Origin of the sequence: Methylobacterium sp. BE186, from assembly GCF_031457035.1 — a bacterium.
In the GTDB taxonomy this organism is placed as follows: Bacteria; Pseudomonadota; Alphaproteobacteria; order Rhizobiales; family Beijerinckiaceae; genus Methylobacterium; species Methylobacterium segetis.
The window spans coordinates 1-13,701 of the sequence record NZ_JAVDVV010000006.1 but is presented as its reverse complement, the minus strand read 5'-3'; the positions used below and the strand labels follow the sequence as shown (position 1 = coordinate 13,701).

Annotated in this window: 6 protein-coding genes and 1 tRNA gene; 6 read left to right on the top strand and 1 reads right to left on the bottom strand. The window is 69.4% G+C overall.

Annotated elements, in window-relative coordinates:
* Positions 1-40: 40 nt before the first annotated feature.
* Positions 41-997: a class I SAM-dependent methyltransferase gene (locus tag J2X36_RS08455; protein ID WP_310348378.1), complete on the top strand. Its 957-nt coding sequence runs from the start codon at positions 41-43 to the stop codon at positions 995-997.
* Positions 998-1,263: 266 nt separating this feature from the next.
* Here J2X36_RS08455 and J2X36_RS08450 read toward each other — a convergent pair.
* Positions 1,264-1,338, bottom strand: a tRNA-Val gene (locus tag J2X36_RS08450).
* A 200-nt stretch (positions 1,339-1,538) separates the two neighbouring features.
* On the opposite strand from J2X36_RS08450, the gene J2X36_RS08445 reads away from it, so the two are divergent.
* The 5 genes from J2X36_RS08445 (at position 1,539) to J2X36_RS08425 (ending at position 13,589) form a co-directional block, all read left to right on the top strand.
* A complete protein-coding gene (locus J2X36_RS08445) occupies positions 1,539-1,697 on the top strand; it encodes a hypothetical protein (RefSeq protein WP_310348376.1) in 159 nt (52 codons plus the stop codon).
* Between the two features lie 305 nt (positions 1,698-2,002).
* On the top strand, positions 2,003-3,322 hold the full coding sequence (locus J2X36_RS08440) for a UDP-glucose/GDP-mannose dehydrogenase family protein (protein WP_310348374.1): 1,320 nt from the start codon (positions 2,003-2,005) through the stop codon (positions 3,320-3,322).
* A 452-nt stretch (positions 3,323-3,774) separates the two neighbouring features.
* On the top strand, positions 3,775-11,193 hold the full coding sequence (locus J2X36_RS08435) for an SDR family NAD(P)-dependent oxidoreductase (protein ID WP_310348372.1): 7,419 nt from the start codon (positions 3,775-3,777) through the stop codon (positions 11,191-11,193).
* Positions 11,190-12,557: an aminotransferase class I/II-fold pyridoxal phosphate-dependent enzyme gene (locus J2X36_RS08430; RefSeq protein WP_310348369.1), complete on the top strand. Its 1,368-nt coding sequence runs from the start codon at positions 11,190-11,192 to the stop codon at positions 12,555-12,557. The genes J2X36_RS08435 and J2X36_RS08430 overlap by 4 nt, the downstream gene beginning before the upstream one ends.
* 423 nt (positions 12,558-12,980) lie before the next feature.
* Positions 12,981-13,589, top strand: coding sequence for a PAS domain-containing protein (locus J2X36_RS08425; protein ID WP_310348367.1), 609 nt, complete (start codon positions 12,981-12,983; stop codon positions 13,587-13,589).
* The last annotated feature ends 112 nt before the right edge of the window (positions 13,590-13,701 follow it).

The following is a 13,701-nucleotide window of genomic DNA, read 5'->3' as shown; positions in this document are numbered from 1 at the left end:
CGGCCGCGCAATGTCCGCTCGGCTTGCAGATCGTCCAGGGATGGCGCAAACCGGCAGCTGTGCCATTCGTGGCGAGTTCTCGGCCTTGGATCAAGCATCTGGGAGCCTCGATATGCTCGATCCATCCTCTGCGCCTCAGGTTGCCCGCAGCGAGGAGGAGGCTGGTGCGATTGCTCGGGCCGCTGCCGAAGGACGGGTGATCGTCACGGACTACCCGATCCGGCCGCGGGTGCGGGCTTTTTCCGAGAGTGCGGGGGGGCGCCGAATTCGCGCCCTCTGCGATGGCGCGGACGAGTCCGTATCCGGCTGGCTCACGACCGTGCGCGACCATCTTCCCGCCCTGCGCGCGATCTCCTTCTCCGGAGATCCGGAGGCCCCCGAACCCTACTGGAACAACGGCATGATTCCCGGCCTCGACGGGATGTTGCTCTACGCGATGATCCGGCGGCTGAAACCCGCGACCTATCTCGAGGTCGGATCCGGGAACTCGACGAAGTTCGTCGCGAAGGCGATCCGCGACGCCGGCCTCAGCACGAGGATCATCTCGATCGATCCCTATCCCCGGGCCGTCGTCGATGCTCTCTGCGACGATGTCGTTCGCCAACCCTTCGAGGATGTTCCGATCGATCGCTACCTCCCGACGCTGAAGGAGGGCGACGTCGTCTATATCGACAACTCACATCGTGCGTTTCAAAACTCCGATGTCACCGTCTTCTTCACGGAGCTTCTGCCGGCTTTGCCGGCCGGCGCCTATTACGGTATCCACGACATCTTCCTTCCGGCCGATTACCCGGAACAATGGCTCGATCGGTATTACAACGAGCAATACCTGCTCATCGCCTATCTGCTGGGAGGGGCCGACGGCGACGCGGTGGTGTTTCCGGGCCTGCATGCCTCCGTGCAGCGGGCGGGCGAACTCGCGGATCTGTTCGACGCGCCGGAATTCGAGGGTGTGTCGCGGCATGCCGGGGCGTTCTGGATGCGGCGAGGAGGCTGACGCTCGAACGATCGGGCCTGCGCCTTCGCATCATACAAAGCGGCCCTACCCCCGACCTCATCTGTGCGGGGGGGCGATACCGGCCTCGCCGAGCGGGAGGCGGCCCTGCGCCGGCCGCGGGCGTCACGATACCGAGAGTGGCCGAACCGGATTGGCATCCCGGCCGAGCGTCCGTTCGGCTCGCGGTGTCGTTCTCTGAGCCGGGGATGTATCGAAAGTCTGTTCAAGTCTCCGCAGATCGAAATCTGTGACATCGGAAACTTGGATGGTGGGCGCGACAGGGATCGAACCTGTGACCCCTACCATGTCAAGGTAGTGCTCTCCCGCTGAGCTACGCGCCCGTCCGAAGCCGTTCCGCTCCGGTGAGGCCGCGGCTATAGCTTCTGGCGAGTGGGTGCGCAAGCCGAAGATCGGTGATTTCGCATCACGTCTCGTCCGCCCGTCGCGTGACCGCTGCAACGGCTCGCGAAATGCGCTAAGGCGCTGACCCGCCCGGCCACGATGGGGCGGGTCAGATCAGCCGAAACAGCAGTGAGAGGGAATGCGATTCCTCGTCGATTTCGACCGTGGCGACATCATCCGGTTCTGGATCACGCCCGCTGCTGCGATGACGATCGGGCGCGGCGCTGTGTCGGTCGACAGGCATCGTGTCGCCGGCGATGTCGTGGCGTCGTTTCGTCGATGTCCGCCCCTCCCATGAGAATGTCCTCGACCTGTTCGCCGGCGAGTGTCTCACGATGATGCCGCCGGGGACTGGGCTCGTCCTTCGAGATCACGATCCACTATGATTGGCGGACCCACGGGAATGGTCCGGCCATCTCCCTCTGCGCGACGCGTCCGGCCGGCCGGGAGGGCACGCAGACGGGCGACGACGGCAACCTCAGCGGTTGAGATCACCTGTCAAGGATAGCGCGCCTCGGTTTCCCCCCACGTGAATCCCCGCTAAGGGTGCAATGCAGCGAAGACGCGCTCCGGTCAGGTCGGGGCCGGCAGGGGATGACATCCGTGCGCATCGCGATGATCGGATCTGGGTATGTCGGGCTGGTGTCCGGCACGTGCTTTGCCGATTTCGGACACAGCGTGGTCTGCGTCGACAAGGACCCCGCCAAGATCGCCGCGCTGAAGGACGGCCGCATCCCCATCTACGAGCCGGGGCTCGAGGCGCTCGTCGCGGAGAACGTCCGGCAGGGGCGCCTCACCTTCGCGACCGAGCTGAAGGACGCGGTGGCCCGCGCCGACGCCGTCTTCATTGCCGTCGGCACGCCGTCCCGGCGCGGCGATGGCTTCGCGGACCTCTCCTACGTGTTCGCCGCGGCGCGCGAGATCGCCGAGAGCCTGTCAGGCTACACGGTGGTGGTCACCAAATCCACCGTGCCGGTCGGCACGGGCGACGAGGTCGAGCGCATCATCCGCGAGGTGGCACCGCGCGCCGAGGTGGCGGTGGTCTCGAACCCCGAGTTCCTGCGCGAGGGGGCGGCGATCTCCGACTTCAAGCGGCCCGACCGCATCGTCATCGGTGCCGAGGACGAGCGCGCGGCCGAGGTGATGCGGGAGGTCTACCGCCCCCTGTACCTCAACGCCGCCCCGATCCTGGTCACGGGCCGGCGCACGGCCGAGCTGACGAAATACGCGGCCAACGCGTTCCTGGCCACCAAGATCACCTTCATCAACGAGATCGCGGATCTCTGCGAGCAGGTCGGCGCCAACGTGCAGGAGGTCGCCCGCGGCATCGGGCTCGACAACCGGATCGGTGGCAAGTTCCTGCATGCGGGGCCGGGCTACGGCGGTTCGTGCTTCCCGAAGGACACCCTGGCGCTGGTCAAGACGGCGCAGGATGCCGGCACCCCGGTGCGGCTCGTCGAGACCGTGGTGTCGGTCAACGACCAGCGGAAGCGCGCCATGGCGCGCAAGGTGATCGCCGCCTGCGGCGGTCAGGTGCGGGGCCGGACGATCGCGCTGCTGGGCCTGACCTTCAAGCCGAACACCGACGACATGCGCGACGCCCCCTCCCTCTCGATCGTGGCGGGTTTGCAGGATGCGGGCGCCCGGGTGCGGGCCTACGATCCGGAAGGGATGGAGCAGGCGCGAGCGCTCCTGCCCGACATCGCCTACGCGTCGGACCCCTACGATTGCGCGGAGGGCGCGGACGCGCTCGTGCTGATCACCGAGTGGGATGCCTTCCGGGCGCTCGACTTCGACCGGCTGAAGACGATCATGTCCGCACCCGTGGTTGTGGATCTGCGCAATGTCTACCGGCCGGAGGATATGGCCAGGCGCGGCCTGCGCTACGTGAGCGTGGGGCGCGCCCAGGATCGGACAGATTGATTGTGCCGATCCGCCCGGATGACGCCGCGTTGCTGCCCGAAAGCGATGGATAAAGCGGGCCTCCCGAAAGAGGCTGTACGATCCGGTACACAGCTCCATCGATGATGAGCGGGTGGCCGGACCGAATTTCCAGGCTCTGACAAGGTGACGTGCAGCGCACGAAGCCGCGGACAAATCCAGTTCCATCAGCCGGATGCGAATTGTGGCGTTTTCTGGGTGCTGAACTGTGGATTGGGTGGAGATCACATGCGGCAAACATTCCGATGCCGCAGGGTCGTGATCAGCCGGGTGTGATGAATACGTGCCACAGCCTGCTGCCATCTCAACCGCGTCATGCGGATGTACCGGTGGCAGGTTGGACACCACGATAGTGCCATACTAAGGGTGGACCTGATTGTTCCGTCGTCGGCAATCCGAATCGTCCCCCGTCAACGAGCGTGTGCGAATCGAACGTGACACAACGTGCCAACATCGCGATCGTCGGTCGCTCGTGCCGGCTCCCGGGCGCTCCCAGCGTCGACGGGCTCTGGCAACTCCTGACCGAGGCGCGCTGCGCCGTCAGTCGTATTCCCGACAACCGCTGGTCGCTCGACCGGTTCGGGCATCCGCGGGCGCAGGAGCGGGGCAAGAGCTACACCTGGGCGGCGGGTGTTCTCGACGACATCTGGTCCTTCGATCCGGCGGTGTTCGGCATCTCGCCCCGCGAGGCCGAGCAGATGGATCCGCAGCAGCGGCTCCTGCTGGAACTGACCTGGGAAGCGCTCGAGGATGCGGGCCTGCGCCCGTCCGCGGTCGCGGGCGAGAACATCGGCGTGTTCGTCGGGGCCTCCTCCCTCGATTACGGGAACCTGCGCATCCTCGACGCCTCGTCGGGCGACGCCTACGCGGCCACCGGTAATACGCTCTCGATCCTCTCCAACCGCATCTCCTACATCTTCGACCTGAAGGGTCCGAGCTTCACGGTCGACACCGCCTGCTCCTCCTCCCTCGTCGCCCTCGACGCCGCCGTGGCGGCGATCCGTGCGGGGCGGGTCGACACGGCGGTCGTGGCCGGTGTGAACCTCCTCGCCAGCCCCTTCAACTTCATCTGCTTCTCGAACGCGCAGATGCTCTCCCGGACCGGCCTCTGCCAGGCCTTCTCGTCGAGCGCGGACGGCTATGTCCGCTCCGAGGGCGGCGTCGTCCTCGTGCTGCAATCGGCCGAGGCCGCCCAGCGCCAGGGCAGCACGGTCCGCGGCGTGATCGCGGCGAGCGGCGTCAATTCGGACGGTCGCACCACCGGCATCTCCCTGCCCTCCGGCTACGCCCAGGGTGCGCTCCTCGAGAAGGTCTACCGCGAGGCGGAGATCCCGCTCGACGACGTCGCCTTCGTGGAGGCGCACGGCACGGGTACGCCGGTCGGCGATCCGATCGAGGCCAGCGCCATCGGCGGTCGGCTCGGGCGCCTGCGCCAGGCGCCGCTGCCGATCGGCTCGATCAAGACCAATATCGGCCATACCGAGCCGGTCTCGGGTCTCGCGGGCCTCCTCAAGGCGAGCCTCGCCCTCGAGCACGACCTCGTGCCGGCCTCGCTGCACGCGGCCGAACTGAACCCCGAGATCCCGTTCGGCGATCTGAACCTCTCGGTCCTGCAGAAGCCGCTGCCGATCGAGCGCGGCTCCCGCGAGCGCTTCGCCGGCGTGAACTCCTTCGGGTTCGGCGGCACCAACGCTCACGTCGTGCTGACGGACGGGCGGCCCGTGGCGGCCGACGCCGCGCCGGACCGCGCGCCGGAGATGCTGCTTCTCTCCGCCCAGAGCCGCGCGGCTCTGAACGAGCTCGCCCTCGACTATGCCGACCGGTTCGAGGCGGCCTCCTGCGAGGAATCCGCCCGCATCGCGGCCGCCGCGGCGCATCGGCGCGAGCGCCTGCCGGCCCGCGCGGCGGTCGCCCTCGACGGAAAGACCGACGTGGTTGCGGCTCTCCGCGCCATCGGCGAGGCCGAGGACACCGATGCGGCCCTCGTCGGCACCGCCGTCGACCGCTCGGCCGAGGTCGCCTTCGTCTATTCCGGCAACGGTAGCCAGTGGGCCGGGATGGGCCAGGAGGCCTATGCCGAGAACGCGACCTTCCGCGAGGCCTTCGACCGGATCGACGCGCTCTTCCAGCCGCTCTCTCAATGGTCGCTCAAGGACGCGATGTTCGCCGAGGATCTCGACGAGCGCCTGATCCTGACGAGCGTGTCGCAGCCCCTGATCTTCGCGATCCAGAGCGCCTCCACCACGGCGCTGCGCGCGCAAGGTCTGAAGCCGTCCTACGTCCTCGGCCACAGCGTCGGCGAGATCGCGGCGGCCGAAGCCGCCGGCATCCTGAGCCTGGAACAGGCGGTGAAGGTCATCTTCTACCGCAGCCACCATCAGGAGACGACGCGCGGCCAGGGCACGATGGCCGTGATGCTCGCCCCCGTCGAGGAGAGCGAGGCTTTCCTCAAGGATTACCCGACCCTCGACATCGCGGCCTATAACAGCCCGAAGGCGATCACGATCGCCGGACCCCAGGCCGTGATCGACGCGGCGCTCAAGGCCGCCTCGCGCAAGCGCCGCCGCGGCCGCAAGCTCGATCTCGCCTACCCCTTCCACGGCCGGATCATGGATCCGACCGAGAAGCCGCTGCTGCGCGATCTCTCCGGGCTGAAGCCCGGCGCAGGCCACACCGCCATGGTCTCGACCGTGACCGGCAAGGTTCTGGCAGGCGACGCCTTCGGTGCCGGCTACTGGTGGCGCAACATCCGTGAGCCGGTGCGCTTCTGCGCCGCCGTACAGGAGGCGACCCGCCTCGGCGCCCGCGTCTTCGTCGAGGTCGGTCCCCGCGCCACCCTGATGTCGCATGTGGGCGACGCGATCGAGCCGCTCGGCATCGAGAACGCCGTGGTCGGCGTCATGCACCGCAAGGCCGCGGGCGGCGATCCGATCCGCAAGGCGCTCGCTGCCGCCCTCGTCCAGGGCGCGGCGGTCGACGAGACCCGGGTCTTCGGCGACGCGCCGAAGGGCGCGGTCAGCCTGCCGTCCTACCCTTGGCAGCGCCGCAGCTTCCGCCTCGCCGAGACCAACGAGGGTGTCGGCGGGACCGCTCCCCGACCCTACCACCCGCTTGCCGGCTCACGCATGGCGGCGGACGGCCTCGACTGGCACGGCTACGTCGACGTCGTCACGGTGCCGGAACTCGACGATCACCGCATCGAGGGCCAGCCCATCATGCCGGGCGCGGGCTTCGTCGAGATGGCGCTCGCGGTCGCCCGCGAATCGCAGCGCAGCGACAGCGTGGTGCTCGCCGATTTCGAGATCCACGGGCCGATGGTGTTCGGCGAGGAGGCCCTGCGCGAGGCCACAATCCGCCTCTCCGGCAGCGGCAACCAACTCCAGATCCTGAGCCGCCCGCGCCTCACCCAGGCGCCCTGGCAACTGCACGCCTCCGCCAAGATCGTCGAGGGCACCTACGCCCTGCCGGCCCGCGAGGATGTCGAGATCCCGGCCGAGCACGCGGTGACGGGCGAGGAGCTCTATGCCCGCGCCGTCGCCGCCGGCCTCGGCTTCGGCCCGAGCTTCCGGCAGGTGGCGCTGAGCGCGAGGCTCGACGACACCACCATCGTCTCGGAGCTGGTTCCTGCCGATGCCGACCCGCGCTACGGCCTCGTGCCGGCGAGGCTCGATGCCTGTTTCCACGGCCTGATCCTGCTGTTCACCGACCTTCTCGGCGAGAACTCGACCAAGGCCTACATCCCGGTCCGCTTCGGCGAGGTGCGCCTCCTGCGCCCCGGCGCCGTGATCGCCAAGGCCGTCATCCGCACCCGCCGCTGCAACGAGCGCAGCATCCTGGCCGACTTCTCGGTGCTCGACGCCGAGGGCGAGGTCATCGCGACGATCCGCGAGGGCCGCTTCCAGGCGCTTCGCGCCAAGAGCGGCAACGAGCTCGCCGCCTACGCGATCACGCAGCGGCCCGAACTCGCGACCGAGCCGACCGCGATCCCGACTGAGCGCGGTCCCGGCATCGCCGCCGCGATCGGCGCGCGCGCGCGTGCCGCCCGTGCCCCGGCCGATGCGCCGCTCTCGCCCGGCCACCTGCTTCTGGAGGGCTGGGCGACCTCCCTCGCCTACCGGCTCGCCAAGGGGCTGGAACGAGGCGGCATGATCGCGATCAACGAACGCGTGCCCCGAGAGATGAGCGCATGGCTCATCAACGCCCTGTACGGGCTGGAGAGCAGCGGGCTCGCCGAGCTGAAGGGCCGGACCTGGACCCTGCGCCAGGACGTGACCCTGCCCGCGCCGGACGAGATCATGCGCTGGATCGCGGCGGATCATCCGGATCTGTCGGCCGAGCTCGTGCTCATCGCCGATGTCGGTGCGCTGGTCGACCGGCTGCTCGCGGGCGAACTGACCGAGGCCCCCTCCCTGCCGCAGAATGCGCTCGACGCCTTCACCCTGCGCAGCGCCACCGCCCGCGCCTCCGCGGATGTCGCCGCCGCGATCCTCTCCGAGAGCGTCGAGCATCTGCCGAAGGACCGGGCGATCCGCCTGCTCCAAGTCGGCTTCGGGCCTCTCTCTGCCCAGGCCGCCGCCTTCGCGGAAGGCGCGGAAGCGCGCCTCACCGTGTTCGAGACAGACCGGCGCCTTGCCGAGCGCGCCCGCCTCGCCCTGCCCCGCGGAGTCGCGGTGGTCGAGGAGGCCGAGGCTCTGGGTGCGGCCTCCTTCGATGTGGTGGTCGCCAGCGGCGTGCTGCACCGCGAGCCGCGCGAGGCGATGGGCCGGCTCGCCGAGGCGCTCGCCACGGGCGGCGTGCTCGTGGCCGTGGAGCCCGGTGCCTCGCTGTTCCGCGACCTTGTCTTCGGCCTCACCCCCGGCTGGTTCGAGACGGCCGCCGACGACATGCCGGTTGGCCGCCTCGATGACGTCACCGGCTGGCAGCGCTCGCTCAGCGCGAGCGGTCTCGTGAGCGTATCCGCCGACAAGGCGAAGACCGGCAACGGCAACGACCTGCTGCTGACGGCCGAGGCGCCGAAGCGTCCGGAGCCGGCCCCGGCCCAGAGCTTCGCCTTCGTGATCGGCTCCGACGACGAATTCGCCGCGGAGACCGCCTCCTCTCTGGCGACGCTCCTCGTGGCGAACGGCGTCCACGTCTCCATCATCCTCGATTCCGAGGCTTCCCTGCTGGAGCTGGAGCGCGAGACGCCGGACACGGTGGTGTTCCTCGCGGGCGCCTTCACACGCGGCGGGGACGCGGCCGAGCGGCTGCGCGACCGCTGCCTCAGCCTCAAGCGCTGCGTCGAGCATCTCGGCAGCCGCCAGACCCGCCTCTGGGTCGTGGCGCCGGGGGCGACCCGCGAGCGCGGCGGCTCGACAGCCTCCGTCGAAGCCGGCGTCTGGGCCTTCACCCGCACGCTCGCCAACGAGATCGCCAATCTCGACGTCCGCCGGATCGATCTCTCGCCCGCCATGCTCTCGAAGCGGGCGGCCGAGCGGCTCTGCGACCTGATCCTCTCCGGCACGCCCGAGACGGAGATCGTCCTCGACGAGGATCGGACCCGCGTGATCCGCTTCGCGCCGGGCATCGCGCCGCGCCGCGCCTCCGCCGATGCCGTGGCGGCCCCGGCCGCGCGGCTGGAGCGCAGCAACACGGGCGGCCTCAACGAGATGGTCTGGGGGCCGGCCGAGCGCCGCAAGCCCGGCCAGGGCGAGGTCGAGATCGCGGTCGAGGCGACGGGCCTCAACTTCCGCGACGTTCTCTGGGCGCTCTCGATGCTGCCCGAGGAGATCCTGGAGGACGGCTTCGCCGGTCCTCGCCTCGGCCTCGAATGTGCCGGTCGCGTCGTCGCGGTGGGGCCGGGTGTCCGCGCCTTCAAGGTCGGCGATCCCGTCGTTGCCTTCGCGCAATCCGGTTTCGCGACCCACATCGTGGTGCCCGAACTCGTCGTGGCGCCGAGCCCGCCCGGGCTCGACCCGCGCGCGGCGGCGACCGTGCCGGTCGCCTTCCTCACCGCCTATTACGGCCTCGTCTCCCTCGCGCGCCTCAAGAAGGGCGAGTGGGTGCTGGTCCATGGCGGCGCGGGCGGCGTCGGCCTCGCGGCGCTCCAGATCGCCAAGCTCAAGGGTGCGCGGGTCATCGCCACCGCCGGCTCCCGGGAGAAGCGGGCGCTCGTCAAGGCTCTCGGCGCCGAGCACGTGCTCGATTCGCGCTCGCTCGCCTTCGTGGACGACGTTCGCCGGATCACCGGCGAGGGCGTCGACGTGGTGCTCAACAGCCTGTTCGGCGAGGCGATGGAGCGCTCGCTCAACGCGCTCAAGCCGTTCGGCCGCTTCGTCGAGCTCGGCAAGCGCGACTACGTCGCCAACACCCATATCGGCCTGCGGCCGTTCCGCCGGAACCTGACCTATTTCGGTGTCGATCTCGACCAAGTGCTGCAGCACCAGGGCGAAGACGGGGCCCGCCTCTTCCGCGAGGTGATGTCGCTGTTCGACGACGGCGGGCTCAAGCCCCTGCCCTACCAGCCCTTCACGGCCGAGGAGACCTCGGACGCGTTCCGGCTCATGCAGCAATCGGGGCATGTCGGTAAGATCGTGATCGCGCCGCCGGCCCCGGGCCGGGTGCTCGCCCACGCCAAGCGCGACTTCGCGATCTCTCAGGACGGCGTTCACCTCATCACAGGCGGCCTCGGCGGCTTCGGCATCGAGGCGGCGCGCTGGCTCGCCGACAAGGGCGCCCGCAACCTCGTCCTCGTCGGCCGAAAGGGCGCGACGAGCGAGGAGGCGAAGGCCCTCGTGGCCGAGCTGACGGCGCGGGGCGTGACCGTCGAGGCGAAGGCATGCGACATCACGAGCCGCGGTGCGGTCGACGCCCTGCTCGCTGAGGTGGAGCGGGGCGGCCGCAAGCTCGCCGGCATCATCCACGGCGCGATGGTCCTGCAGGACGGGCTGATCGCCAACCTCGACGCCGCGGCGCTCGACGCGGTGATCCAGCCGAAGGTGGTCGGCGCCCAGCACCTCGACGCGGCGACCCGCAACCGCAGCCTCGACTACTTCGTGCTGTTCTCCTCGGCCACGACCTTCATCGGCAATCCCGGCCAGGGCGCGTACGTGGCCGCCAACGGCTTCATGGAGGGCCTTGCCCGCCAGCGCCGCCGCCTCGGCTTGCCCGCCATGGCGGTCGCCTGGGGCGCCATCGGCGATGTCGGCGTCCTCGCCCGCAACAAGGCGGTGATGGAGACGCTCGCCGGCCGGGTCGGCGTGACGCCGATGGAGGCCCGCCGCTGCCTCGACCTGATGCAGGAGGCGCTGGAAGGCCAGGGTTCGAGCCCGGACGAGGCCGTCGTCGCCATCGCGGCGATGCACTGGGGCAAGGCGCGCGAGCGCCTCGCCACGATGCGCTCGCCGAGCTACGCCGATCTCGGTTCCGACCAGCAGGCGGAGGCCGGCGGCGTCGCGACGATCGACATCGCGAGCCTCCTCAAGACGCAGGATATCGACACGGTGCGCAAGACGGTGGCCGACGCCATCGTCGAGGACATCGCCCGCATCCTGCGCCTGCCGAAGGACGACATCAGCCGCGTGCGCCAGCTCTCCGAGATCGGCCTCGACTCGCTGATGGGCGTCGAGCTCGGCGCGAGCCTGCAGGAGCGCTTCGCCCTCGACGCGCCGCCGGCCGGCATCTCGTCGGGACTGACCGTCAACGAGCTCTCGGAGACGCTGATCCAGTCGATCTCGGCGCCGGTTGACGAGGCGGCGGGCGTCGCCCTCAGCCTCGCGCAGAAGCACGTCGGCGACATCGACGCGGAGAAGCTGGAGCCGTTCAAGACGCTCGTCGAGCAGAACAGCCTGGAGATCAAAGAGATCCTGCCATGACCCAGCCGGTTCGACCGGACGACGGGCGCGCCGCGCTCGCAGGCTTCGTCACCAACCGGATGGGGCGCGCTCCCGCGCGGCCGGCGCAGGGGCAACCGCGCCCGAAATCGGGGGATGCGGGTGTCCAGGATTTCGAGACACTGCCCGGCTACCGGGAGCTGAAGCTTCAGCGCTCGGCCGCCGACCTGATCGGCCTCGGCAATCCGTTCTTCCGCGTCCACGACGCCAAGGCCGGGGCCACGACGCGGATCGACGGGCGCGAGTTCGTCAACTTCTCGTCCTACGACTATCTCGGCCTGAACGGGCACCCGGCGATCAATGCCGCGGCTCGCGAGGCCATCGACGCCTACGGCACCTCGGCCTCGGCGAGTCGGGTGGTCGCCGGGGAGCGGCCGGGCCACATCGCCCTAGAGAAGGCGCTCGCGCAGCATTACCGGACCGACGGCTGCGTCGTGATGGTGAGCGGGCACGCCACCAACGTCACCACGATCGGCGCGATCCTGGAGCCGGCCGACGTCATCTTCCACGACGCGCTCATCCACAACAGCATCGTCACCGGCGCGCAGCTCTCGGGCGCCCAGCGCCGCTCCTTCGCCCATAACGACCTCGACGCGCTGGACAGCCTGCTCGCCGCGACCCGCCACGAGCACCGCCGCGCCCTCATCGTGATCGAGGGCCTCTACAGCATGGACGGCGACGCGCCGGACCTTGCCGGGTTCGTGGCGCTGAAGGAGCGCTACAACGCGTGGCTGATGGTCGATGATGCGCACGGCCTCGGCGTGCTCGGCGCGACGGGCGCCGGCCTGTTCGAGCATTGCGGCGTCGACCCGAGCGCCGTCGACATCTGGATGGGCACGTTCTCGAAGACGCTCTCCACCTGCGGCGGCTACATCTGCGGCCCGGGCGCCCTCGTCGAGTACCTTAAGTGCACGGCGGGTGGCTTCGTCTACAGCGTCGGCATGTCGCCGCCCCTCGCCGCGGCCGCCGAGGCTGCCCTCGCCGTGATGCATGCCGAGCCGAAGCGGGTGGAGCGGCTGCGCCGCAACGGCAGCCTGTTCCTCTCCTGCGCGAAGGCCCGCGGGGTCGATGTCGGCACCAGCCTCGGGCTCGCCGTGATCCCCGTGATCATCGGCGACTCGCTGAAGTCGGTGACGCTGTCCGACCGATTGTTCAAGCGCGGCATCAACGTGCAGCCGATCATCCACCCGGCGGTGCCGGAGCGGGCCTCGCGCCTGCGCTTCTTCCTCACCTCCGAGCATACGGAGGAGCAGATCCGCTCGACCGTCCACGCGATCGCCGAGGAACTCGCGGAGATGGAGAAGGGCGGCTCGCTGATCGAGCAGCTTCTCGCCAAGCGCGGCTGAGCGCCGGGCGGATCGAGCCCGAAGGCTCCGCTGATTCGGGTGCCGGAGCCGAATCGGCCGGCACCCGAACCGGGTCCGGCCTCGGGATGCCCCTGGCCCCCGCATGACCGGTGCGGCCACGAATCTTCTACCTATGCGTGTATTCGGAAGGGGGCGCGGAGCTTCGCCGAAGCTTTGGCTTCGCCGCGGCCCTCCGCCGGCGCCAGCAATATTGCAACCAGCAATCGCATGTGATCACTTTTTGCCATCGGACGTCCGAGGGCGCCGAAATGATGCATCTGATGCTGTTTCCTGGGCCGGCTCTACCAAAAGCGAGCGCCAGGGTGCCGCGAGATACACAAATTTTGCTCTCTGTTCTTCCCGATCCTGTTATGATGAGCAATCTTGGTCCGCGATGGGTCAGGGTTGCGGATGGGAGCGGACATGGGGAGTTCAGGAGCGACGGATCGGGCGCGCACCTCCGACACCGATCTGCGGGCCGCCCTGCACGCATCGGGCGTCGTCGGCGTCTGGGAATGGGACTTGCTTCGCCATCGCGTGATCCTCGATGACGGCGCAGCCGGGCTGATTGCGGGCGATTCCCGCCTTGCGGGCAGGCCGCTGACCATCGACGAGGTCACGACCTGCATCCATCCGGACGATCAAGCCTGGGTCGCGGATTACATCCGCAACGCTGGGAGCGCGGGTGGTCTGTTCCTCTGCGAGTACCGGGTCAGGCCGCCCGGCAGAGAGGACCGCTGGCTGCTCAGCCGGGGCCGGATCGAGCGCAACGCGGACGGCCAGCCGGTCCTCGGCCACGGCATCCTGATCGACATCACGGAAAGCCGGGCGGACGGCCAGGGTTACGTGGCGACGATGGAGGATCCGAACGCCCATCCGCTCGAGCGCGCGGCCGACCATTGCATGGCCGCCCGCCAGGCGCTCGCGGGCAGCAACTCCGTCCTGCAGACCCTGATCGACGTGGCCCTCTACGAGATCGGCCGCGAACTCGCCCGCCTCGAGAAGGCTCAGCGGCGGCGCGCCCTGAACTGACGCGCCGCCCTGGCTTCACCGTGTGTAGGCGTATGTGGCGGCGGCGGCGCTGATGGGGCCGGAGGCGGCGGAGAAGGCGGAGAGGACCTTCTGGACCTCGGTGAAGGGGGCG

Coding starts and splice junctions, on each gene's coding strand:
- J2X36_RS08455 (WP_310348378.1), top strand. CDS start 41: ATGGCGCAAACCGGCAGCTGTGCCATTCGTGGCGAGTTCTCGGCCTTG.
- J2X36_RS08445 (WP_310348376.1), top strand. CDS start 1,539: ATGCGATTCCTCGTCGATTTCGACCGTGGCGACATCATCCGGTTCTGG.
- J2X36_RS08430 (WP_310348369.1), top strand. CDS start 11,190: ATGACCCAGCCGGTTCGACCGGACGACGGGCGCGCCGCGCTCGCAGGC.
- J2X36_RS08425 (WP_310348367.1), top strand. CDS start 12,981: ATGGGGAGTTCAGGAGCGACGGATCGGGCGCGCACCTCCGACACCGAT.